This window comes from Nocardia nova, assembly GCF_002933465.1.
Taxonomy (GTDB): domain Bacteria; phylum Actinomycetota; class Actinomycetes; order Mycobacteriales; family Mycobacteriaceae; genus Nocardia; species Nocardia nova_B.
Genome location: NZ_PSZE01000004.1, coordinates 301,329 through 324,929 on the forward strand (window position 1 = coordinate 301,329; position 23,601 = coordinate 324,929).

General features: G+C 63.6%; 22 protein-coding genes. 5 read left to right on the forward strand and 17 right to left on the reverse strand.

The features are described from left to right. Positions 1 to 332: 332 nt before the first annotated feature. Complete coding sequence (locus C5E41_RS07525; RefSeq protein ID WP_181063139.1) at positions 333 to 5,441, forward strand: AAA domain-containing protein; 5,109 nt, start codon at positions 333 to 335, stop codon at positions 5,439 to 5,441. Between the two features lie 28 nt (positions 5,442 to 5,469). On the opposite strand, the gene C5E41_RS07530 is transcribed toward C5E41_RS07525, so the two are convergent. The 7 genes from C5E41_RS07530 to C5E41_RS33225 all read right to left on the reverse strand — a co-directional run bounded on the left by C5E41_RS07530 (position 5,470) and on the right by C5E41_RS33225 (position 11,471). Beyond that, positions 5,470 to 7,731, reverse strand: a complete 2,262-nt coding sequence (locus C5E41_RS07530; RefSeq protein WP_181063140.1) for a DEAD/DEAH box helicase family protein — start codon at positions 7,729 to 7,731, stop codon at positions 5,470 to 5,472. Positions 7,732 to 8,059: 328 nt separating this feature from the next. Next, positions 8,060 to 8,503, reverse strand: coding sequence for a hypothetical protein (locus C5E41_RS07535; RefSeq protein ID WP_104375090.1), 444 nt, complete (start codon positions 8,501 to 8,503; stop codon positions 8,060 to 8,062). Positions 8,504 to 8,505: 2 nt separating this feature from the next. Next, positions 8,506 to 9,843 carry a hypothetical protein gene (locus tag C5E41_RS07540; RefSeq protein WP_104375091.1) on the reverse strand — a complete coding sequence of 446 codons (1,338 nt, stop codon included), beginning with the start codon at positions 9,841 to 9,843 and terminating at the stop codon, positions 8,506 to 8,508. Continuing rightward, positions 9,840 to 10,145, reverse strand: a complete 306-nt coding sequence (locus tag C5E41_RS07545; RefSeq protein ID WP_104375092.1) for a WXG100 family type VII secretion target — start codon at positions 10,143 to 10,145, stop codon at positions 9,840 to 9,842. Before C5E41_RS07545 ends, C5E41_RS07540 begins: the two co-directional genes overlap by 4 nt. Positions 10,146 to 10,149: 4 nt before the next feature. Further along, positions 10,150 to 10,494, reverse strand: a complete 345-nt coding sequence (locus C5E41_RS07550) for a WXG100 family type VII secretion target (protein ID WP_104375093.1) — start codon at positions 10,492 to 10,494, stop codon at positions 10,150 to 10,152. Between the two features lie 262 nt (positions 10,495 to 10,756). Beyond that, positions 10,757 to 11,080 carry a hypothetical protein gene (locus C5E41_RS07555; protein WP_104375094.1) on the reverse strand — a complete coding sequence of 108 codons (324 nt, stop codon included), beginning with the start codon at positions 11,078 to 11,080 and terminating at the stop codon, positions 10,757 to 10,759. A gap of 13 nt (positions 11,081 to 11,093) precedes the next feature. Then, the gene (locus C5E41_RS33225) at positions 11,094 to 11,471 is read right to left on the reverse strand and encodes a hypothetical protein (RefSeq protein ID WP_146097493.1); all 378 of its coding nucleotides are present in this window, start codon (positions 11,469 to 11,471) and stop codon (positions 11,094 to 11,096) included. 356 nt (positions 11,472 to 11,827) lie between these two features. On the opposite strand from C5E41_RS33225, the gene C5E41_RS07565 reads away from it, so the two are divergent. Together C5E41_RS07565 and C5E41_RS07570 are read left to right on the forward strand one after the other, a co-directional pair. Continuing rightward, positions 11,828 to 13,153: a helix-turn-helix transcriptional regulator gene (locus C5E41_RS07565; protein ID WP_258080810.1), complete on the forward strand. Its 1,326-nt coding sequence runs from the start codon at positions 11,828 to 11,830 to the stop codon at positions 13,151 to 13,153. 3 nt (positions 13,154 to 13,156) lie between these two features. Further along, positions 13,157 to 14,050 (forward strand): phosphotransferase family protein, encoded by an 894-nt coding sequence (locus C5E41_RS07570; protein ID WP_104375097.1) that lies wholly within the window; start codon positions 13,157 to 13,159, stop codon positions 14,048 to 14,050. A gap of 137 nt (positions 14,051 to 14,187) precedes the next feature. Here the strand turns inward: C5E41_RS07570 and C5E41_RS07575 are convergent, their stop codons facing one another. The 8 genes from C5E41_RS07575 to C5E41_RS07610 all read right to left on the reverse strand — a co-directional run bounded on the left by C5E41_RS07575 (position 14,188) and on the right by C5E41_RS07610 (position 18,079). Next, complete coding sequence (locus C5E41_RS07575; protein WP_104375098.1) at positions 14,188 to 14,622, reverse strand: YbaB/EbfC family nucleoid-associated protein; 435 nt, start codon at positions 14,620 to 14,622, stop codon at positions 14,188 to 14,190. Positions 14,623 to 14,675: 53 nt separating this feature from the next. Beyond that, positions 14,676 to 14,924, reverse strand: a complete 249-nt coding sequence (locus C5E41_RS07580; protein ID WP_104375099.1) for a hypothetical protein — start codon at positions 14,922 to 14,924, stop codon at positions 14,676 to 14,678. 2 nt (positions 14,925 to 14,926) lie between these two features. Further along, positions 14,927 to 16,345: an eCIS core domain-containing protein gene (locus C5E41_RS07585; RefSeq protein WP_104375169.1), complete on the reverse strand. Its 1,419-nt coding sequence runs from the start codon at positions 16,343 to 16,345 to the stop codon at positions 14,927 to 14,929. Then, positions 16,342 to 16,638, reverse strand: coding sequence for a WXG100 family type VII secretion target (locus tag C5E41_RS07590; RefSeq protein WP_104375100.1), 297 nt, complete (start codon positions 16,636 to 16,638; stop codon positions 16,342 to 16,344). Before C5E41_RS07590 ends, C5E41_RS07585 begins: the two co-directional genes overlap by 4 nt. Further along, positions 16,639 to 16,953 carry a WXG100 family type VII secretion target gene (locus C5E41_RS33725; RefSeq protein WP_181063141.1) on the reverse strand — a complete coding sequence of 105 codons (315 nt, stop codon included), beginning with the start codon at positions 16,951 to 16,953 and terminating at the stop codon, positions 16,639 to 16,641. It lies immediately after the preceding gene. 116 nt (positions 16,954 to 17,069) lie between these two features. After that, positions 17,070 to 17,261 (reverse strand): hypothetical protein, encoded by a 192-nt coding sequence (locus C5E41_RS07600; RefSeq protein ID WP_104375102.1) that lies wholly within the window; start codon positions 17,259 to 17,261, stop codon positions 17,070 to 17,072. A gap of 178 nt (positions 17,262 to 17,439) precedes the next feature. Beyond that, entirely contained in the window at positions 17,440 to 17,691 is a 252-nt protein-coding gene (locus tag C5E41_RS07605; protein WP_258080811.1) for a hypothetical protein, read from the reverse strand. A 37-nt stretch (positions 17,692 to 17,728) separates the two neighbouring features. After that, positions 17,729 to 18,079, reverse strand: a complete 351-nt coding sequence (locus C5E41_RS07610; RefSeq protein WP_104375104.1) for a hypothetical protein — start codon at positions 18,077 to 18,079, stop codon at positions 17,729 to 17,731. Positions 18,080 to 18,246: 167 nt separating this feature from the next. Between C5E41_RS07610 and C5E41_RS07615 the strand changes: the two genes are divergently transcribed. Together C5E41_RS07615 and C5E41_RS07620 are read left to right on the forward strand one after the other, a co-directional pair. Next, complete coding sequence (locus C5E41_RS07615; RefSeq protein WP_104375105.1) at positions 18,247 to 19,578, forward strand: helix-turn-helix domain-containing protein; 1,332 nt, start codon at positions 18,247 to 18,249, stop codon at positions 19,576 to 19,578. Beyond that, positions 19,575 to 19,913, forward strand: a complete 339-nt coding sequence (locus C5E41_RS07620) for a 4a-hydroxytetrahydrobiopterin dehydratase (RefSeq protein ID WP_104375106.1) — start codon at positions 19,575 to 19,577, stop codon at positions 19,911 to 19,913. The genes C5E41_RS07615 and C5E41_RS07620 overlap by 4 nt, the downstream gene beginning before the upstream one ends. Positions 19,914 to 20,021: 108 nt before the next feature. Here C5E41_RS07620 and C5E41_RS07625 read toward each other — a convergent pair whose 3' ends face one another. Further along, positions 20,022 to 22,205, reverse strand: coding sequence for a DEAD/DEAH box helicase (locus tag C5E41_RS07625; RefSeq protein WP_104375107.1), 2,184 nt, complete (start codon positions 22,203 to 22,205; stop codon positions 20,022 to 20,024). Next, positions 22,202 to 23,509 carry a BREX system ATP-binding protein BrxD gene (brxD, locus tag C5E41_RS07630; protein WP_181063657.1) on the reverse strand — a complete coding sequence of 436 codons (1,308 nt, stop codon included), beginning with the start codon at positions 23,507 to 23,509 and terminating at the stop codon, positions 22,202 to 22,204. The genes C5E41_RS07625 and brxD overlap by 4 nt, the downstream gene beginning before the upstream one ends. Between the last annotated feature and the right edge of the window lie 92 nt (positions 23,510 to 23,601).

Sequence of the window (23,601 nt, forward strand, 5' to 3'; positions counted from 1 at the left end):
TGTCAAGACAATTATTGTTCGTTAACGTCTGCTCGCGTCTGGGCGATGCTGACCGGCGAATCCGGGAAGGTGTGATGCGCTGAGCGGCCGGCTCGATCCCGCCCGGGGATACCCCGCCGGATGCCGAAAGGCTGTAGCGCAATATCGATGCCGCGCGATAGCGAATCAGTTGGTTGTGTGTGATCTCGGAGGTGGGCATGCGGGTCGGGGAGCGGAGTCCGGCGGGCGAGTTGGCGGACCGGGGTGCCCGATTGTTCGACTACCTTGCGTTCGCGCAGCGGGTCGGCATGAAGCGGATTTCGAATTTGTCGGCCTACGCCAGGGATGGTGCTGTGGTCTGGCTCGCTGACGTCCCGACCCATGAGCGCGCCACTTACGATCCGGACGCGCAGGACGGTTGTTTCCTGACCCTCGGCAAGGTGAAGATCGCCGCACCGCCGGAGCCGGACCTCGAGATGAGATCCTGGCTGGTATCCCAGGTGATCGACAAACCGGGCATTGAACCCGAACTCCTTCGAAGGCGCGAGATTTCGCACGAATCAGGCGAATCCGAGACGGTCCTTCTCACAGATCACCCCGGCGTCGTGGAACTGTTCGACCACTGGCTGGTGAGGTGGCGTTCGTGGGCCGAACGTGCCCGCCGGGATATGGAAGTGCTGGGGCTGTACCGCACCGTCTACGACATGTACACCCAATCGAGCGCCGCGGCGGAGACACTCGAGGTGGTGCTGGGCGTCGGCTGTCTGGAATGGCGCGCCCCGGGGAGCGAGACGGTCAAGCGGCACATCCTCACGGTTCCGGTCATGATCGAATTCGACTCGGATTCCGGAAAACTGACCTTGTCTCACGACCGCGGCGCCACGGAACCGAATATCGAGCTGCTGGATATCCTGGAACACTCGCAACTGTCGGCGCCGGGCGATCTGCATCGAGCGGAGGAGTTCGCCCGCGATGGCGGAATCAGCCTGTTCGACCGGTCGGCGGCCGCCGGGCTTGTGCGCATGCTGATCAACTGCGTCGATCCCGAGGCCGGCTATCTCGATGAGATGCGTCCGACCGGCGCGACCGGTTCGCCTACTGCGGCCTACGCGCCGGCGCTGATCATGCGCCGCCGCGGCAGGGGCGGACTGGTTCGGGTACTGCGCACCATCGCCGACACCATTCGTTCGACCGGGACTGTGCCCACCGGGTTGCGGCCTCTGGTCGACCCCGAATACCGTCCGCACACCGAAGCAACCGTCAACGACGGCGCCATCGTCCGCGACGGTGCGGACAGCTTTCTTCCCTTGCCGCTCAATGAAGTTCAGCTGCGGATCTTGGACCATGTGGACTCGCACGCGCACACGATCGTGCAGGGGCCGCCAGGCACCGGTAAGACGCATACCGCGGCCGCATTGATCACGCACCTACTCGCCCAGGGCAAGCGTGTACTGGTGACCGCGCAAACCGACCGGGCCCTCGAGGAGGTACGACGCAAACTGCCCGAACCGATTCGGCCATTGTGTGTCGCGGTCGTCGGGAGTTCCCGCGACGACTTCGCCGACCTCAAGGTTGCGGTCGACCGAATTTCACAGATGGCTGCCGACCATGAGGCCGGTGCGGCGCAACTACGGGTGAGCAAGGCCGAACAACGCGTGGTAGGCCTGCGACAGCGGCGTGCGGGAATCCATGACGCACTGCTGAATCTGCGGGAGCGGGAGGTCGCGATCCACGAGATAGCCGGCTATCGCGGGACCTTGTCCGAGTTGGTCGTCCGCCATCGCACGGAAGCGGCCGATTTCGGCTGGGCCGAATCGCTTCTGCCTGCCGACCGATTGGCCTCGAGCGGCACCGAGATCGCGGAATGGAGACGGCTGCAACTCGATCCGGCGCTGGCAGATTCCGAGCTGTCGATTCCGTTGCCCATGCGCACCGACGAGCTCGCGGAACCCGCTGAGTTCGCGCGATTGTGTCGCGCGGAGTCCGAGGCCGATTCGCAACGGCGACAGTACGAATCGCTGGAAAATCATCCGTGGCGTGTGCACCTGGCCGCTTTGCCGCCCGCCGATCGCTCGGAAGTCCAAGCACGCTTGACCGGATTGCAGCAACTCGCGGCTGAGCTGACGAACCGGCCCGAACGGTGGATCATCAAGGCTGTCAGTGAGATTCAGCTCGGCAGACTGCACGAATGGCAATCGCGCTGCAAGCGAATCGGTGACCTGCTGCAGCACACCGGCCAGGTCGTCGATGCGCTGGGGTTCACGCAGGTGACGGTTGCACAGGCCGACACCGGACCCTTGGAAGCACTCGCCGAATCCCTCCGGCGGCACATAGAACAGAATGGCCCGATCAAGGTGCGTCCCGACGGGCTACCGAAGATCGGTATCCGCACACCTCGAATCGTCAAGGATGCGGCGCAGCTGTTCGCGCAGGTGCGGGTGGACGGGCAGCCGCCGACCACGCCGGAGCAACTGAACCACTTCCTGCGCTCGGAGCAGGGGCGCCGATTGCTGTTCGAACTCGACCGCTCGTGGCCGGTGGACGTCGAAATTCCGCCCGAAGACACTTTGCAGGAGCGGGTCGCGTGGCATCGTTTCGCACACACGTATGTTGTCCGCCTGGTGGAGTTCGGTGAAAAGCTGGCCCAGACCGCCAACCGTTTGACGGAACTGGGGTTGTCACAGCCGAATTGGGCAGAATCCGAACAGATCCGAGTAGCCGTCGACGTCGTCAGCGCAGTAGCGGCCCACGACAACTGGGTCACCGCCCGAGCGCCGCTGGATCGGCTGGAGACCCGGCTCGGCGATGCCGTGGCGGCGGTGGATTCACCGTGCCTGCGCGGGTTGTCCGACGCGGTGTCACAGCGTGACGTATCGGCGTATCGCCGGGGTTGCGCGCGGTTCGCCGAATTGCAGTCGCTGCGGGAGAAACTCTCCCGCCGTGCGGGTTTGGACACGCAACTCAGTGAAATGCCCGCATTGCGCGAAGCCATTACGGCATCCCTGGATGACGCAGTATGGGACGGTCGTCTGGCCGACCTCACTGCGGCGCAGCGGTGGGTAGCCCTCGGCCGGTGGCTGTCGAAGCAGCCGGATGAGGAAGCCAACGCGCTGTGTCGAAGTCTCGACGCGGTCGAGGCCGAGATGCGCAACTGCGCAACGGAACTCGCGGTGACCAGGGCGTGGGAACTCGCGATCGCCCCGGATCGGCTGACCGAGACCTCGAAGCAGGATCTTCGCCAGTACGCCCAGCTCGTGCGGCGGCTCGGGAAAGGTTCCGGCAAGTACGCCGACCAGAGGCAGGCGAGTATCCGAGATGCGCTCGGGCGGTGCCGAACCGCGGTGCCGGTCTGGATCATGCCGCTGTATCGCGTCGTGGAACAGCTGAATATCGCACAGAACATGTTCGACGTGATCATTGTGGACGAGGCGTCGCAGGCCGGTCTGGAAGCTGTCTTCCTGCAATACCTAGCACCCCGCATCGTCGTCATCGGGGACGACAAACAGGTATCGCCTGCAGCGGTCGGAATCGATCAGTCGCAGCTGAATAGCCTTGCGGTGCAATATCTTTACGATCACCGCTTCAGAGATACGCTGGTCGACCCGAAACGCAGCCTCTTCGACGAGGCTGCCAAGAGTTTCCAGTCGCGTCTCACCCTGGTCGAACACCGTCGATGCGTTCCGGAGATTGTCGAATTCTCCAATCGAATCGCCTACGAGCCGGAGAACATCCGGTTGGTCCCCGTGCGATTGTTCGGCAGCGATCGGCTGCCACCGATCCGCACGGTGCACGTCGCCGACGGGGTCAACGGACCGAACAACACCAATCCCGTGGAGGCCGAGCATATCGTCGCGCAGATCGAGAAATGTCTTGCCGATCCCCGCTACGACGGCAAGACCTTCGGCGTGATCTCACTACTCGGCGCACGCCAGGCCAAACTCATCTGGAACATGCTGGTGACCAGGATTCAGCCTGAGGAGATCGCCCGTCGCGATCTGCGCTGCGGTGATGCCGCCGACTTCCAAGGTGCCGAACGTGATGTCATTTTCCTCTCGATGGTGAAGGCGGCGGCGGACGACGAGCGGCTCACCGCGCAGACGATGGAGGCAGCCGTACAGCGCTACAACGTCGCTGTTTCCCGTGCGCGTGATCAGTTGTGGCTGTACCACTCGGTCACCGCCGATCAGCTCCGCAATCCCGAAGATCTGCGATTCCGTTTGATCGATTACTGCAATGAGGCTCAGCTGCGGGTGGCTCACGATGTGGCCGAACGACAGCAGGAGGTGCCCGACGACCAATTGGTCGCACCCTTCGAATCACTGTTCGAGCAGCAAGTTTTCAATCACATCGTCCGGCGTGGATATCGTGTGCTCGCCCATGATTCCGACGTCGGCCACGATATCGACCTCGTCATCGTCGGCGGCAGCGGCCGCGTCGCCGTGCAATGTGACGGCGACCGGTGGGACGGGCCCGAACAATATCGGCGAGAGTTGTCCAGGCAACGTGATCTCGAGCGCTGCGACTGGCCGGTGCACCGAATTCGCCAGTCCGACTTCGTCTCCGATGCCGAACAGTGTCTGCAAAGCTTGTGGGACCTGCTCGACGAACGCGAGTTGTATCCGATCGGCCGGGGGCCGACGGTATTCGCTACGGAGTCATCGACAGTTACGACGGCGGATGTGACCGAACCCGACCTCTCGTCGTCGACTCTAGGAGATGGCGCATCCGCCGCTGTGGCAGCAGGCTACACGCCGGTCGCGCAGAGCATCGTGGACCTCGATGCCGACGACGCGGTGCCGGATGCGGCATCGGAGGCACTCACACCGCCCGGATTCGGCGAACCCGGGCTCGCGAGCGCCCCGACGAGTGTGATCTACACGGCAACCGAGCCGGCTGTCACACGGACTTCCGGCGAAGCCGTCGAATCGCGTCCACAGGTCTGGCAGATGGAGCCGTACGAACCGTTCACCGCGCAATTGCAGAGTCCGACCTCGGCTTCACATCGAACGATCATCAACGACTTCGTGCGGGTGGTCAGGGTCGAAGGGCCCGTCTCGGGCGCCCGGCTGCGCGCGGCATACGTCAGCGCCGCCCGCACCCGTGGAACCGAACAGGTCACGCGGAAACTCGATGCGGCACTGCGCGATGTGGTGGCCGAGGGCAGGCTTCTCGTCGACGATCCCCTCGGCATCGGGTACCCCGAGCTGTGCACATACCGGGTGCCGGGCCAACCCGAAGCACGGTGCCGACGGCTCGGGCCCCGTTCGCTCGATGAGGTTCCCGCGCGTGAGTTGGCCGATGTGGTCGCGCATTGCGCCATCGAACACGGCTGGCAGGACCGCAAGGCCCTGATGAGGGCGGTGCTGGACGAATTCCGGCTGATTCGACTCACCGATCACGCCATCGCCGCGATCGCGATGGTGCTCCCGCTGGCCCAGCGGACCGCGGGAGCCGAGACGTAGGCAGCGGTGCCGTCGCCGGCGGATTCTGTTACAGCAGATCCGCCGGCGCGACCCCGCGCAGATCGGCGGTCAGCTGCAACAGCCGGGCCGGTGGAATCCGCACCGGAGCCAATTGCTTGATCACCGTGAGGAATTCACCGATCGGATCCGTCGACTCCGTAGCCCATTCGACAACCATGTTGTAGGCGCGGTGACGGTCCGTGACCGACATACCGGATTCGTCCACGAGTTGCCGCAGCTGACTGCTCGCATCGCCGGTGCGTGTGTCGATGTGAAGGGCATCGGTGGAGGGGGAAGCGGTGGTGGGGAAATCGGTGCCTGGCCGTCGTTCTGGCGTCACCGCCAGTGCGATCGTCGACGGCGTGGGTGAGGTGGAGTGGGTGCTGGTCGAGGTAGCTACAGCGCCCTGGTCCTGCTGGGGTGTCGGTTGGACGACTGTCGGCGGCAGTGGGGTCGGGGAGGCCTCGGGGGTCGAGGCAGCAATCGTGACGTGAGGTTCCGGGGGTGTCGGTCGATCGACAGTCGACGGCATGGAGGCTGGTGAGGCGGTCGAGACCTGTCGCTGTGGCGGTGTCGGCCGAATCGTTTGCGGCGTGGCGGCCGGTGAAGCGGCAATCGGAGCCCGATTCTGCGGAGGCGTCGGCCGAACAACTATGGGCGGCATGGTGGTTGACGCCGCAGACTCCACACCGCCCAACCAGGCCTGCAGGATCGCGGCGAGTTCATCTGCTCTCGCGTGCACCTGCTCCTCGGCGATCTCCTGCAATTCGGAAAGGAAGGTTTCGTGCGCACCCTTTGCAGGATCCTCGGAGGTTCCGCGCACATACATCACGACGAAAACAGCTGTCCGGCCATCGGATTTGGGGCGTATGACGCGCCCCATCCGCTGAATCATCTGTCGGCGAGTCCGGCTGGCCGCCAGCACGATTCCGATTTGCGCATCGGGTATGTCGATGCCTTCATCGAGGAGCTGAGGTGCGGCCAATGCCCGGACACTCCCGTCACGGAATCGCTGCATAATGTCCTCGCGCTCTGCCGATTTCAGGCTGGCGCCGAGCATTTCGGTTGCCAAACCATTTTCGTTGAGCACGTGGGCGACCCGGCCCGCCGTCGCGGTCTGCTGGGTGAAGATGATCGACTGCGTGGTTTCGAGCAGCGGCACGGGCAACGAACCCAGCAGCTCGATCTTCGCCCGGCATTCGGCGAGGATGTCGCGGCGTTCGGTGAAGTACTTCAGGAATCGTTTCGCTTGAAGCGCAGCCTCTCCGGTTCCACGCGCCAGGTTCTGGACAAAGGCCATATACGCGCCGAAAGGCTCCTCCGGGGCACCATAGGTGTCGATCAGGATGTTCCTGGCTCGGCCGACGCGACTGTCCGCGGCATCGAATCGGGCTTGCTCCCGCGGCGTGAAATCCACGCCGATGAGCGCGGCTCGGGCGGGCGCCAGAATACCGTCGGCCTTCGCGCGGCGATAGTCACATCCGGTGATGCAGGTGGTGAAATACGGCATCAAGAACCGCTCGACGCCGTCGTCGGCACGCTCGAGTGTCGCCGTGAGACCGAGGCGCCAGTCGTAATCGTCGGTAAGGGCCTTGACGAAACTACCGGCTCCGTAGCGGTGCACTTCATCGCCGATGACCAGTGCGCCGCGCCGCGAACCGCGAGCGAAAATCGGCTTCCGCGAGGCTGTTTGGACAGTTGCGATCAGGACGTCCCAGTTCTCGGGAATCGAGTCGTTTCCAGGCCCGCCGAACAGCGCTATTCGTCGACTCGGCAGTGCCGGCCACAGCACTTCCATCCACTGCCGTTGCAGGTCGATACCCGGCACGAGTACCACCACCTGTCGACCCTCAGCCAACGCGGCCGCCGCCGCATAAGCGCCGACCGCCGTCTTACCGGACCCGGTGACCGCCTCCACGATTCCGCGTCGGCTGCTGCTCGCCCACGAGTCGTAAGCCTCACGCTGCCACGCGCGCAAGGGCGGGCCTGCATACTCGTTCTCCGCGGCCTGGGAAGCGGAAAGTGTCTTGTCGGGAACTACGTCCGGTTCGCCGGGTTCCGTACTGTCCTCGGGGTCCGCGAAATCCTCCTGCACATCCTCTCGAACCGCCCAGGTCGGTGGATGTTCATCGCCCAGCATCTCGAACAGATCGGTGCGGGCATACAGAACACTGTTCACCAGCGAACGGCTGGCGCCTTCCACACCGATCCGCTCCCGGATCTGGGACGCCGACAGATACGGCTCCCGCATCAGCGCCTCGACCATGCGGCGAGCAAGCAAATCCCGCACTTGACCTACCTTCCGCAACCGGCGACGTGCTCGCCGTAACGTACCGCGAGACATATCGGACTAAAGCGGCAAAAGATTACGGCGTCCGTGCACTGCAACCCAGGGAGGGATCGGTGAACCCGGCGGATTCGTTACGTTTGCTTACGATTGCGGGTGGGTGCGAGGGAGTGGGCGACCCCATCGACTCGTCGTTGCCGAACCAGCCGTGCAAACCACGCTGCACCAAGGCGTTTTTGCGGATTCTTATCGAGGTTTGCACGATGTGTTCGGCCGGTGGAACTCGGTTACTCGCTATTGCCAGTGTGAGGATCCGGTGGGTACCTGATAGTCACCCGTGGTACGGCGGATAACCCCACTCCTCGGCGGTCAAGTACGGATCATCATGCCATGGATCGCCGTACTTCTCGTACGGATTTCCCAGTAATTCGAGTCTCTTCCGACCCTGGTTGGTGATTTCTGCCCGGAAAATTTCACTGGACCCAATCTGGTCTTCAGGAATTTCCAGGTATCCGGAAACATTGTTATACCCGGTAGCGATGCGGTGGATTCCCTCGTCTATCGAGACATCCCAGGGTTCCCACAACCTACCACCGCCGGGGAACGCGCCTAAGCGTATGTATCCTGCCTCGGTGAACTGTCTGATGACATCCAATACGAAGTCTCTACTGTAGCGGTCGGGGTAAAACCGCCGAACGGCCTTCTCGAACTCCGCAACCGGAGCCCAATCGTCCGATATGCCGAAGAGTAAAAAGTGCTCCATGACGGGATTCATGACTACGGTAGATGCACCTTCCATATTTTTCCGTTCGGATACTTGATATCGATAGTTCGTCCACCCGACAGGCTACCATCACGCATGCGTAGCTCGGTCCCGTCCGGCAATTTGGTTACCCGTCCGGGATACGTTCCGGGGTCGACCTTCGTGCCGCTCTTGGTCAATTCATCGTAGAGGTTTACCATTTCCTCGTCGGTAGCTACTTGGCGATTAGGCGGGTTTTTGCCTTTCTCGGTATGCGACTTCAGGTATTCCTTGACCTGTGCTTCGTTCGTTGGGTTACCCGGAATAGCGGACTCGCCTGTTCCTCCCGAAGCATCAGCGTCCTCGTCGATGAGGACCTTCATCGCGATGATCGCGGCGAGTTTGGCGGCGTCTTTCTCGAGCTCGTTGACCGGCACGGCTTCGAAGGCTTTGACGGTGGCGACGGCTCCGATGGCGAGGGTGGTGACGCCGAGGATTTCGACGAGGCTGCTGGCGCTGAAGGCTTCTTCGATCGCGGTGATGGTGGCGGCGACGGCGGCGGTGATGCCTTCGGCGGCGACTTCGACGCTCATGCCGACGGTGAAGATGGCGAGAGCGATTCCGGCGACGGCGGCAGCGGCGATTCCGGCTTCGAGCCAGTTGATTTTGCTGGCGGTGGTTTCGCCGAAGGAGACTGTGGCGTCGTGGTATTGGCCGATCGGTGCGGCGATGTTCTGTGCGCCGGTGACGATGTTGTCGGCGCTGGTTTCGAGGGTGGCGAAATGGTCTTGAATGAGTTGGCGGTTGGTGGCGTCGTCCATGCCGTCGAAGAGGCCGGAGAGGGTGGAGATGCGGGCGGCGGCGCCGGTGAGGGTCTCGTGGGTGGCGAAGGTATTCCAGGTGGTGTGCGCGGATTTGAGCTTCGCGGCGTCCCCGTTGGGGAGTTTGCCGAATTTGTTGGCGACTTCGATGACGAGTTTGTCGAAGAAGGCTTTCACGCCGCCGCTGTGTTCGAACCCGGCTCCGTTGTCGCGAACGGATGTGGGAAGGTCGACGGTGTACTGGCTGACTTGGCTGGTGTCTGGTTTCGGTGGGTTGGATTTGTTGGCGTTGCCCCAGTGAAAGCCCTGGGCGTACAGGACGGCGCCGTAGTTGGTGAGGGCATTGGCGAGGCTGGCACAGGCTTGCAGGGTGGTGTGGGCGGCCTTGTCGTAGGACTGGCCCCACTGTGTGCAACCGTTCGCGTCGCCGGCCATGCCGTTGCAGCCGTTTCGGATGGCGTCGTGGACGGGTTTATCGGCTTTGCGGAGGTCGTCGGCGAGTTGCCGGCATTGTCTGGCCGCGTCGTAGTACGTCTGCCAGTCGACGTTCATTGCCGGCCGCTTTCGAGCATGCGGCGATTGAGTTCGAGGGCGCGAGTGTAGGCGCCGTGGGCCTGTTTCGCGGCGTCGCTCATCTCGCGAATGCCGTCGACGAGTTCTTGTGCGCCGCTGACCCATTCGCGGTGAGCGTCGTCGTTGGCGCGGGCGGCGAGCCCTTCCCAGCCGGTGCCCTGCAGACCGGCGACGCGTTGCTGGATGTCGTTGAGATGGTCGCCGATGAATTCGGCGAGCCCCGACAGGCGAGAAACGATCTGGTCGAGATGATCGAGGTCGACCGAGAATTGCGATCCCACGACACTATGTCCAGTTGAGTGTGGGAACGTCGAGCGCGGCGGCACTGTCGGCGTCGACGGACCGGAAGGTATCGGCGGTGACGCCGAGTTTCTCGGCCATCGTGGCCAGGGCCGCGAAGATCTGCTGCCCACCGTCGTGGACCTCGGTCCAGCCTTCCGAGAATTCGTCGGCGTAGTCCCCGGTCCAGCTGCCGTTCAAGAGCTCGGCGACTTCCCCGGCCGCGGAATCCAGTGCGCCGGAGAGTGTTTGGGCGAGGCCGTACACGTAGATCCCGACATTGCGAACTTCTTCCGGGACAACAGAAAACCCGGGGCCAGCTGCCGGAACGTTCCCCCCGCTTTCAGTCACCCGGCGATGCTAAACGATCAGCCGAGCATCCGTCCAGCACGGTGAAGTGCGACGAGTTCGGGGAATCGCCAGGTCAACTGCGGCAGATCAACCACGAGACCGGCGGCAGATCAACCATCTCGCTGGGTAAGAACACTGCACGTGAACGGTTTTCGCCCCTGCACAGGAACGGCTCATGGCTTGCTTCGGTCTTCTGGCAGCGTCATCGCCAGGATCAACGCGGCCAATGGAAGGCCGATTGCGATGACGAACCCGAGCGTAATCACTGTCCGCCCCTCGGCTGTTCGGTGATTGCCGACCACAAGGAATATTCCTGTGTTCCGGTGATCAGGTCGGCCGCTCGGGTGACCTTCCACCAGGGGGCGCCGGGCTCGAGAGTGCCGAGATGGGGGATCACGACTGCCTCCGCGGCATCCTCGACGGCGTACTGCACGGCAATCAGCGCGGCCAGGACGGCGACGGTGTCGGTGTGCACGGTGTAAACGATCTGCAGCCGATGCTTTCGAATCAGTGCTTCCAAGGCGGCGGGGTCGTGGTCACTGTGTAGCAGCGCAATCGCTCGTTTCGGTTTGTCCGTTTCCGTCAAAGCGCTTCTCCCTTCACGATTCGGGATCGAGCGGTCGTCTCTGCGAGGCCTCGATGTACTGTGCTGCGAGCCGGAACCGGGGGCAGCCATGCTTGGCGTGATCGGCCATCACGTTGATGGCGTGCGCTCGCCCGCGAATGGGTTCGGTGCTCTTGCAGCCCGCCGGCGAATCGAGGTGGCGGAGGCCGGCGGCGACGCGCTCGAGGAGGTCCCGGTTCCGGGTGTGCCAGAGTCGCAGGGTGGCCGCCATCGACCGGTTGTGCGTGCGCCTGATGGGGAGTTTCGGTAGGTCCTGGCGGTGCTGCTGGACCATTGATGATTCATTCGCGGCCGGGTTGTGGTCGCTGTGCAGCAAAGCAACGACTCCATGCGACCGCTTCTCTTCCGTCACTGTGCAGCCCTTCCGAAGATGGTCGTTCCTGGGCGGAAGTCCCGCCCTCGGACGTCGCATTCAGCCTCGCGATACTCGTCCTCTGCACCAACCCCCTTGCGGGATATCCCCAGCGGGGATTGCTCGTTCGCGACCGTGCGCAGTGTCTTTCGCTCTACCGGCCCACACCGGCGGTTACGGTGAAGTGAAAGAGCCTCTGGCCCAGCGGAAAGTGCCGAATTATGGGAGAACGACAGCAGTGCCGCGCCTGCGGAAATGGAGCTCCGATTGAGACTGCCGCTGGCTTGTGCGCGGGGTGCGCCCGAGCGTCGGGCTTCCGTCGACCCTTGCCGGTCGGTTTCTTCACCAACCCGGCAATGCGAACTGCGTTGTCGGAATACAACTTCGGAGTCGTCTTCGCTGCGATTCGCGACTGCACGGGCATGTCCCAGACCCAGCTTGCGGCGCTGGTCGGGCTGAGTCAGGCTCGGGTGTCGGAGGTGGAAGCCGGAGCGCGGCGGTTGACCAGTGCCAAACTGGCCGCGCGTATCTCGACCGTCTTCGCTGTTCCCGCGCAACTGCTCGGGTTCCATGTGAACACCGCCGACCCCGCGGCCGGTAGCCTGGCCTGCGAGGAGGTGGACTGGGTGAACCGCAGAGATTTCATCACCCTGGCAACCGCTGCCGCACTCGGCTCGCGTCTGCATCCAGAGCTCGAGCGACTGGCCAATGTTCTGCCCGGCCGGCTGGAACACGTGACTCGACCTCGAATCAGCGATGCCGACATCGATGCAATCGAGGCCATCAGCAACGGATTTCGCCGTTGGGACCTCGCCCACGGCGGCGGGTTGTGCCGCAGCGCTGCTCTCAGCCAGCTACACCAGGTAGCCGCGCTCGACGATGCGGTATGCACCCCGAGCGTCCAGGCTCGGCTGCAGGTCGCCACTGCCGAGCTGGCGAGTATGGCAGCTTGGCTGGCCTACGACATCGAGGATCACGACGCGGCGCGGCGCCTGTGGACCTATGCCCTCCACACCGCCCAGCGCGCCGACGACAGCCCCCGCTCAACCGACCTTATGGTCATCATCCTGCTCGATATGGCGCACCAGGCACTGCACCTGCGTCGACCGAAGGACGCCCTCGCCTTCTGCCGGTTGGCTGCCGCAACCTCCACATGTCGCAGGCACCCGGTCTCCTCCATCACCGCCGGGTATATCCACACAGTGACCGCATGGTGCTGGGCGACACTCGGCGAACCAGAGCCGACTCGCAGAGCGCTGGCCGACTCCCGAGCCGTGTATGCGACCGTGGATGTCGATTCGACCCCGCTCTGGGCGTGGGTGGTCACCGAGGCGGAAATCGCTGCGCAGCATGGGCATTCGCTGTATCTGCTGTCGCTGACACACCCGGAATTCGCCGAATCAGCTGTCGGCCGACTGACCGATGCCGCACATGGACACCCGGCCGAGCATGAACGCAGCCGCGCCGTGCTGCTGCCGACCCTGTCCGTCGCATATCTTCAAGCCGGTGACACCGATGCGGCCGTGCGGACTGGACGCGACGCCGTCACCGTTGTCACCGCACTGTCTTCGCAACGCTGTTATGCCCGGCTCCGGGACCTGGATGCCGTTGCCGCCCGTTACGGGTCCGTACCCGACGTACTGGATCTGCGCGCCGATATTGCTGCGGCACTGGCAGTGTGACCGATGGCGGCAGACAGCGCGTTACCCGGCCGCCTCGCACTCGAACAGGCATGCGCCGCATTCGGTTTGAATCCCAACGCAGCGCAACTCCTTCATCGGCGGTCGAACGCGGTATGGCAGGTAGGCGATGTCGTCGTTCGTCTTGCCCCGGACACACCGCTGCGTCGCACCCGCGCTGCCACGAGCATCGCGGTCACCCGGTGGCTCGCGTCCACGGCAACAGAGCCGATAGCACTGCCCCCCTTGCCCGGAGAGCAACCGGTCGTGGTGGACGGTGCAGTGGCGACGTTCTGGCCGTATCGGTCCTCGGCCGCTCAGCCCTCTGCCCGCGATGTCGGAAGCCTGGTCCGCCGTCTCCACCAGCAACCGTCGCCGCCGTTCCGGATCCCGCAGTATCGCCCCTTGCGGCGGTTGCGTGACGCGCTCGATGTCGATGCCGCACGACCACAGCCGGTGTTGAGCGATCACGAACGCGGCTGGCTTCGCATCCATGTCGATGTCCTGGTCACAGCATTCGAGACGACCAGGTTCCCGCTCGGGTATGGACTGGTCCACGCCGACGCGCACGAGGAAAACATGGTCGTGGTCGATGGCGGTTGGGTGCTCATCGACTGGGACAACGCCTGCTACGGTCCCCGCGAACTCGACCTGGTCGGCGCACTGCCCGACCACTTTCACAACCCGCACACCCACCGCGCCGAGTTTGTTCGGTCATACGGCTATGACATGCTCGAATGGTCCGGCTGGAGATTGTTGCGCGACATCACCGAGTACCACTCGCTCGGTTCCTATATCCGTCTCGCCGCCGACGAGCCCGGAGCCGAACATGAACTCCGCCGTCGCGTGCAATCCCTGTGCAAGGGTGACCGTGACGTCGTCTGGCGGCCGGTTAGTTGAGTGCCGGTCAAGTAGGGGGCGCCGCTCGCGGGGCCGGTCACGCTGTCAGCCAATCGTGCAGCAGTCCTGATCGCCGTCCAGGAGTGTGCGCGACCGCGTTTGCTCGCCGTGCTCCCACCGCTATACGGCAAGAGCGTCTACTGGGTCCACCCTCCGCGGTTCATGCGTTCGAAGTAGGCGTCGTCGGCAGCTTGAATCTCGGCCTCGGTCATCGGCCGGTGAGGCGGCGGTTCCGGCGGCGTCGACTCTCGGTCGGCCAAGAGTTCGAATTGCTCGCGTATGCGTGGTTCACATCGTCGAACGAGGTTTTCGATCCTGGCTGTGGCGTCGGCTCGAGCCTTTCGGTGAGCCGAGCGAATTGCTCGTGATAGTTGCTCGCTGGTCCAGCGCAGCGCGCCTGGTGCAATCTGCAGGTCGGTGATGTTGCCGTTCGCATCGACCTCTACCGACAGGCCCTGCAGCTGGCATCTCCCGCGAACAGAGCCGACTGCTTCGGAGAGCTGCCGACTGCTCCGTCTGATCTCATCGAGTTCGCGCTGAAGACGCTGTTCCCATTCTCGGATATCTGCCATCGAGTGTGGACCTTCTGGTACGACTTGGTAGTCGGAGGTTGACGATTCCTCGGCTAAATTGTGCGGACGATGTCGCCGGGTTCCGCGTGCTCGGATATTTCTCGTGAGAATACAAATGAGTACTGGCCGGATGGGGAACGGTGAATTTCGATGCCTTCCAACACGCCGCGAACGATTGAGCCATCGTCTTTCAGTAGTTCGACTTGATCTCCGACGGCGAACACATCGTCGGTCCTGCCCACCATGATTGGGTTCGGACGAAAACTTACCTGAAATACATCGTCGATCCGGAATTCGCTCATTGTCAGTGCCCCGCCTTTCCGGACAGGTAGTTGCTCCAGAATTTTTCGTCGGCAGCGTAGGCCTCGTCCTCGAGCGCATTGGTCACAAGATTGTTTGTCACTTTGCCCTGTGCATATTGGTCGATATGAACTCGCTCGTGAACGAGATTCCGCATCAAGCTCTCCTCGTCGGCAAAGGCGGAGGGAGCCAAGGCTATGTGGTCCCCAGACGTGCTGGCGCTCGCTCCCACACTGTCGTAGTAGCGGATATCATCTGCCGAACTCGCTATGTCGAACCGGACCCCCGTCAAGTCGACACCGGCCCGGCGCGCGTACTCTTCGACCGTTTCCCTGGTCATGGGAAGATGGTTTCCGCTTTCCAGAACTTCCCGGTTGGTTCTGCTACCCATTCGAGAAAACAGTCGCCCATTCGACAGCAGGGCGCCGCCGCGATCGAGCGGAGTCAACTTGATCTTAGCTGCATCGACCCAGTTGCGAACCTTCTCGAAAACTGGCTTTATCTTTCCGACAAGCGGCTTAATGGCATCGGTTACGATCTTGGCAACCCTGGTCGATAGTTCACCGATGATCGTCGCTATCCGTCTGCCCTTCATGGCGACGCGACCCGCCATCGCCGTATTTCCCACCCACTCCGACAGACTCCCTGTCACCGGAGCGAGAATGGCGAACACGCCCTCCGCCGCTGCTGTTTCGATGACGAATTCCTTCAGTTCGTCGAGGATCTTGTGGTGCGCTTCGTCGAGGTAGTGGGCATAGTCGCCGCAGGCATTGCCCAGCGCGTCACATACGTCCGCTAGTGTGTTGAAGTCGTTCTGCCGGTCCTGTGACGTATGAACCGCGATCTCGATTTCAGGTGATTGCTGATTGTTGAGAAGACTCACAGCCTGAGGTACCTGCCCCGCGATGGTGCGGTAGTCGGCAGCAGCTGTTTGCCACGCGGTCTTGGCGGAATTAAGTTGATCTTGGTGCCCGTTGGGCCATGCGTAGCCCACCGCGTCCTTGATGATCGACCATCCGAATGGCTCGGGTATGCCGTCGCCGGACGCATTGGGTGCGGTCTGGGGGAGGCAGGGATCGGGGAGCAGCTGGGGTGCCGGCGGAACCGGCAGATTGCGTTGGTGTGCTGAGATTTCTGCAACCTCATGATTGTGTGATCCGACGATGAGCAGATCACGGATCTGGCCGCACGAGGTCGTCATCTTCGATGAGGCGGAGATCGCCAGCTGCGCGGACTCGTTGTATGAGCCGGACCACTGCTGCCCGATGCTGTCGCTACCCGCCATGCCGATGTATGTGGTGAGCACGTTCAACAGCGACGAATGCGTGGTTACGGAATCGGTTGACATTTGGCCGAATACTTCGCCGGCCGAATGGTATTCGTCGGCACGATGGACGATGACAGGAACGGTCGGTGCTGTCATCGCGGCCACATCCCATGGTTGGTCTCGCCGACGGAGTGATAAGCCGAACGGGCGTGGTCGAGTGCCTTCCACAGTTCTGCCAGGGCGGTGTGCATTTCCGTTGCGCCGGTGGCCCATTCGGCGTTGGCCTCGCGGTGCGTCTGTGCCGACTCGCCTGTCCAGTCGATGTGGAGATCAGCGACTTGTTTTCGGATGTCGCTCAGCCGTTCTTCGAGTCTCTTCTCGAAATCGACCGCCTTGTCGATCAAGTTCTGCATGCCGACGAGGTCCACACGATAGTTTCCGGGTTGCATCTACGCACGCTCGGAGGTTGTCGAGCTGATCGAGTCAGCGGAGCCTTGGTCGGTGTTGTGCAGGGTGGCGGCGGCACGATGCAGTGCGTCGGCGTCGTGCTCGAGTCCGGCGATGATTTGCCGAGCCCCCTCTTCCCACTCGTCCCAGGCATCGCTGTGCGAACCGGACGCCATGCCCTGCCAGTCGCCCCCGACGAAGGACCGCACCTCCTTCATGAGGGCGCTGAGTTCGTCTCTGAAATCCTGAGCCGACGTGCTGAGCCAGTCCGCCGTGGCGTGTACTTGCGCCGGGTTCACTTCCACCGATCCGCCCACGTCGCCTCCCCTTGCCTGATAGCCGTCGGACGTCGTATGAACTATACGTGCCCGGGCGGCGCCGTTCCTTGCGTGACGAATCGTGCATAGGGGGCTGGGTTCGGCGGCGTGGAGCGCTATTCGCTCAAGTACCGTTCGACTTCGGCCAGCGAAGCGGATTCGAATAGGCGCTCGCCGTCTTCGATGTCGACCAGAACCCATCGGTTGCTCTCTGTGGGATCGGCGATCAGTTGGTAGCCGGCGCGGCGGGCCCGTGCCATCAGGAAGCGTAGGCGCGCGGCATCCGGCGTGACGTGGTGGTCGGTCATCGTTCCCTTCGGCTATCGCTGTCGGGTCGCCGGTCGCGCAGGGCGTCGGCGAACCGAGTCAATGCGGTAATGTCCGGGGTGGGTGGCCGACGCAATCGGCAACGGGGGCAGGGGTTCTGGCTGCGTATAAGCTCACGTGGCGGCAGTTCGTCGAGCATGTGTTCCTTCGTGGTTCGGCTCAGTAGCCCATGTGCGTCTGGTCGGCCGGGATCATGCGCTGTGCGGTGACGAGGTGGGCTTTGGCTTGTTGTTTGATCGGGCAGATGTTGATGGGGCAGTCGATGTGGCGCTGCATCACCGCATGGGCGAACGTGATGGTCATGGCCGGTACGCGGTGGTGATCGGTGACGGGTAGCCCGAATGGTTCCGGTGCCGTCACCGGACCGGTGGGGGAGTCGGGCGTTGGTGTCGGCTTGTCCGGGTTCGTCAAAGCGTGTGTTCCTTCATGATTCGGGATCGAGCGGTGGTCACTGTGCGGCTTCGATGTACTGTGCTGCGAGCCGGAATCGGGGGCAGTCGTGTTTGGCGTGGTCGGCCATGACGTGGATGGCGTGTGCTCGCCCGTGGATGGGTTCGGTGTTCTTGCAGTTCGCCGGTGAGTCGAGGTGGCGGAGGCCGGCGGCGACGCGCTCGAGGAGGTCTCGGTTGCGGGTGTGCCAGAGTCTCAGGGTGGCCGCCATCGACCGGTTGTGCGTGCGCCTGATGGGAAGTTTCGGTAGTTCCTGACGCATGCAGTCGTCGTCCGGAGCGATATCGGTCGAGGTCGGCTCCACGCCGATCGGCTCGCGGGCACTGGTTTCGGCTGCGGGTACGGACATAGCGATCGGCTCCGGGTTCTGTCGGGGCGAAAGTCGAGCGTGCGCCTCTGCGGTTTGCGGTAATGGTTGGTTTCAGCATTGCCGTGTTGCCGCGTCAGAAGGACACACCGAACCTGTACTGAGCCCGTACCCTGGCGGTACTACAGCGGAGGGGAGAACGCCGAGAGATGACGATCGTCAAGTGGACCGGGCTCGAGGTCGCGGCGCTGCGTACGGCGTTGCGGGATACCCAGATTCAGTTCGCCGACCGGATCGGGTGCTCGCTGGAGGCGGTCGGCAAATGGGAACGCAGGGGTGCCGACATCACATTGGGCGTGAAGTACGCCGAGTGCATGGACACCGCTTGCGGGAGGCTCGATGATGAGCAGAGAGCGCGCTTCGATGCCGCGCTACAGAATCCGGACGCCACTCTCCAAACCGCCCGCACTGAAGAATTTCCGCCGAGTGGTGCAGCGGTGGTGCTCGGCGCGCAGGAGGTCGACAAGGTGAGGCGACGGGATTTTGGCTCTGCCTCTATTAGGCTGCCTGCCCTCGTTGCGGGCGTTGTGAATTCAGATATGAGTGCGGCACACATCGGGGTTTCACACTTTGTGTGCGGTGACCGGGTCGCCCCCGAACTCGTGGACTACTTCCACTCTCAACTCTCCGGGCATTACACCGCGGACATGTACCTGGGACCGCTCTACCTCATCCCGACAGTGCGGGCGCAGACGGAACTGATCGACTGTCTCGCGGCCACGGCTGATACGCCGGTGCGGTGTGGCCTACTGGAAATCGGCACTGCATACGCAGCTTTTCTCGGCTGGCTGTATCAGGACGCGGGTGACCGAGCGGCCTCCGCGAAGTGGCGAGATACAACCTTGTCCCTCGCACACCGCAGCGGCAGCCCCGACCTCATTTCCTACGCACTATCGAACATGGCGATGCTCGCATTGGACAATGGAGACGCCCGCACCGTCGTCGACCTCGCGCGGGCGGCTCGTGCGGCCGGACTGAAGCTATCTCCGAAGGTACGCGTGATTGCACTCCAGCACGAGGCGCAGGGCCACGCGATGCTCGGCGATCGTGTCACGGCAGAGCGCCTGTTGGATGACGCTGTACCGCTGATCGACCACATCGATGACGTGCACCCGTGGGGGAACTCCTGCCGTCGCACCCCGCACCATATGGAGGTGCAGCGGGCGACCTGTTACGGGCGCACCGGCAGCCTGCGAGACGCCATGGATGCGGCCATCCTGTGGGACGAGATCATGGACTCCATGCCGGAGTCTGCGCGTCGGGACAATGCGGTGTTCCGGGCGAGGCAGTCAGCTGTGCTGGCCAGGGTGCCGGACCCCGACCGCTCCGTGTGGGCTGCAGCAGAGGCGGTGGAGGCCGTCAGAGTCACCGGGTCTGCCAGGCTCCGTGGCGAATTGAAGGAGATCGCCTACCATGCCCGAGCGTGGGCGGACACCTCAGCAGGGCATGAGTTGAGCACTCTCGTAGGGTCGGTCGCATGACCGCACTGCCTATTCCACTGAGCGACAGCGAGATTGCCAGCCGTCTTGAAGCGCTGCCCGGTTGGAAGCGCGACGGTAGCGAGATCACACGTACTTTCACGCACACCTACCATGAGTGCGTGCATCTGGCGGTGTACGTCGCAGCAAAGGCTCGAGAGGTGGGGCACCATCCCGACATGCTGATCACTTGGCAGCGGATCGAGTTTCGGATCACGACCCATGACGTCGGGAGGAAGTTGACCGAGTTGGACTTCGACCTCGCGCGCGACATTGATCGGATCGCGGGAGCTGCGGGCGCCACCCCGGCTGATGAGTCGGAGCGACACCGAGGGTAAGGACCTTGCACGCGAACCGGCACGACACACCCTTCACTGTTTCCCGCGCGTGCCATCGCGTCGATTACCGATCGGTACGGCCGGTGCCAACGTCTGTGCGACCAACCGTCAGGAACGCATCGCCCACCTGACCCGTTCCCCCAGAACCGTCCGCGTCGTCTCCTGGTCCGCGAGTCGGGCAGCGACGGTGGCGCCGGCCAGCTGGTCCGGCAGGAGGGCGGAGAATTTCAGGCCGGCGGTTGCCCTGGGGTCGACGCTCGGCAGCGGTAGGCGGTCCAAGTCGACGGCTTTCATGGCGGCCTTCCACATTGCCTGCGTGATATCGCCTCGCAGCCGGATCGAGAAGTCGTTGGGGCGCTGGACGGGATCTGCCACCGCGGACAGGGTGGCGGCGAGCATCGCGTTGGCTCGGAAGCCTGCCCATGTCCACCAACGGGTTCCGGTGCTTTCGTGGGAGATGAGGGTGGCGCCAGAGCTCACCGTATCGGCCCGTTCCGCACGTTGGTCGGCAAGTGCTATTTGGGCCCGCCGGGTGAGGGATACAGCTGGGTCCGAACCGAGCAGTACCGCTCGCATAGCCCGAGTGAGTTCGCCGGACAGACCTCGGATGCCGAGACTCGACCACTTCGCAACGCCGCCGCCGTCTGCGGGTTCGACGAACGCGCGCCGTCGTTTCCAGTCGATGTAGGTCACGCGCCAACTGCTACCGGCAAGCAGCAGCAGACGTGGTCCGGGCCGGTCGTCGGTGAGGGCCGAAGCGTCGGTCATGCCGATTTCCTGCCGACCTGCCAGGACGGTGAATTGTGGTGGGGCGGTGAAGGAAGCGGTGAGCTCGAGGAAATTCCGTTTGCCGAAACGTTTATCGGCCTCCTCGCCGATGAACAGCAGTCCCTGATCCGAGTCCAGGTATCCGGCGGCGAGCAGATAACTCATGATCGGTTCGGCGGATCGATCGAACGGTGCGAGCCCGTTCCATTCCTGCGGCCACAGCCGTGAACCGATGGTGCCATGTTGCAGGGTGACGGCCAACAGTTGCTGCGCGACGAGGTGCCGTGGCTGCGGGGGAGCGGTGACTGGTTCCACCCAGCCGCGACTCCAGAGCAGCAGTAGCCCCGCGGCCTGTAACAGCGAATCGGCAGTGGTCGCCAGGAACAAGCAGTTGCGGGTCGACCCGGCACGCCGCCCCGTTCGGCCGATGCGCTGTAGGAAAGACGCGACCGTGGACGGCGAATCGATCTGAATGACGCGATCCAAATCGCCGACGTCGATACCGAGTTCGAGGGTCGACGTGGACACGATCACACAGTCACGAGCTTCGGCGAAGGCCTGTTCGGAGCGTGCGCGTTCGTCCGCGGACAGCGATGCGTGCGAGAGGAAGACGGTGACTTCGCGCGCGCGCAACGCGGCGCCCAGCTGTTCGACCTGGCGGCGGGAATCGCAGAACACCAAGCGCTTTTCGCCGCGATGCAGGGAGGCGATGACCTTCGAGGCGTTCTCCAGTGATCCGACGTAGTCCAGCTCGACCTTGCCTGGTGGGCATGGTAGGGCGGCGCGATCAGTCGGAAAGTACTGCGTCGCAGCGTAGTCGGCGGATCGGGGATCAGCGGCCGATGGTACATCGGGTGCGACAACGGTGCCCGTTCGGCGACCGGCGCCCGAACCCTGTAGCCAGGTGAGTAGATCGTGAGGATTGCCGACCGTTGCCGAAAGCCCCACGCGTTGAATGGGTTTGCCCGTCACCCGCTGCAGTCGTTCCAGGACTGCGAGCAGATGCCAGCCACGATCGTCACCGGCGAAGGCGTGCACTTCGTCGACGACGATCGCCCGGACCGAACCCAGCAGCGCGCCGTGGTCGGTCTTCACGCCGATCAACATGGCTTCCAAGGATTCCGGCGTGGTCAGCAGGATGTCCGGCGGCTCGCGACGGATCCGGTTGCGCTTGGACTCGGACGTATCACCGTGCCACAGGGCGGCGCGACGACCGAGCCACTGCGCGTAGGTGTCGATCCGGGTGACGAGGTTGTTGAGCAGTGCCTTGAGTGGGCACAGGTACAACACCGAGACCCCGGTCCAGTTGCCCGCACTCATCGCGGTCAGCATCGGGAAGCAGGCAGCTTCGGTTTTGCCGCCGGCCGTGGGGGCGAGGAGCACGGCATCGTCGCCGCGCAACAGCGGTCCGATCGAATCCCGTTGCAGCGGCCGCAGATCGGGCCATCCCAGTGAATTGACGATGTGGTGGACGAGTACCGGATCCAGGCGCTCGATGGCAGCGGACGACCGACCCTCGCTCACAGCTCGAGATCGATATCGTCGGCGCTGGTGAGGTTGCGTTCCGTGTCGGTCAGTTCGGCGACATCGACGGTGAGCCTGTAGTGCTGGCGCGGATCGAAATCCGGGAACTGATCGATGCGGTCGAGTACATCGCTGACCAGCTTCTTCAAGAAGAGCCGCGGCGCCACGCCGACTTTTCCGCCCAGCGACCCGGTGACGGCGCGTGCGAGATCCGCGATGTAGTCGTCGTCGGCGACTGTCGTGATCCGCTCGCTGTTCTCGGTGCCGCCGGCATAGAGGTCACGGATCGTAATACCCAGCGCGGTGAGGGAATCCAGGGTGAAGCCCGGCAAACGGATCTGGACGGCGCGCGGGTTGTCGAAGCGGGGATCGGTGGTGAAGTCGGTGGCCAGCCGCTGCGCCAGCGGTGGCAGCCGCTGGACACCCTGCTGCCCGTCGAAGAAGGCCGGTGTTCCGGTGATCAGCAAGTACAGGCCGGGAAATCGACCCGAATACACCTCGTCGATCAACTGCCGCAAAGCATTCAACGCTTTGTCGCGCGCGTCGGAACGGACCCGTTGCAGTGTCTCCACTTCGTCGAGAACGATCAGCAGGCCGCGATGTCCGGAATCTCGCAGCACGGTCAACAGGCCTTGGAGAAAACCGAACGCGCCGAAATGATCGAGATCGCCCCGCACGCCGGCCGCTCGCCGCGCGGACGCGGCCACATTCGGCTGCCCACCCAGCCATGCCAGCACCGCTGCGGCCGTGGCCTCGTCACCGGCGAGCACAGCAGCGCGATAGCCGCGCAGTGCGGCGGCGAAAGACGGTGCGTGCCGGGACACTTCGGCTAGCCGAGCGGTCATGAGCCGGTCGACGGCCTCGGTCAGCTCCTCCTCGGATGCGCCGTCGGTCAGGGCATCTTCTTCGAGCGCGTAGAACCAGGCGTCGATCACCGGGCGGAAGGCGCTCGGCGGAAAACTCGTCGTGCTGAGCCGCTCGGTGAGCCGGCGATAGACCGTTTCCAGCTTGTGCAGGGGCGTTTCGGTTTCGGAGATCTGCACCTCCGAGACGGCGAAATTTCGTCGCTTGGCTCGCTCGCCCAGCCAGCGGGAGAAGAAGGTCTTACCGGAACCGTATTCGCCTCGCACCGCCTTGAATACGGCGCCGCCGGACGAAACGGAATCCAGTTCGGCATCCAGCGCCGATTCGAAGCGATCGAGCCCGGTCGCGAGCAGATCCAGGCCACTGTCGGGCACGGCGCCGCGGCGCAACGCGTCGATCACCGCCCGCCGGCGGGCGGCACTCACGGTAGGTGGCTGCACGCTACTCACCGGCCCAGTCTCGCATGTGAGGGGCGGGTGAACGGAGTGCGCGCGGCATCGTCGCCGGCAGGCACGGTGGCGGAGCTGCGCGG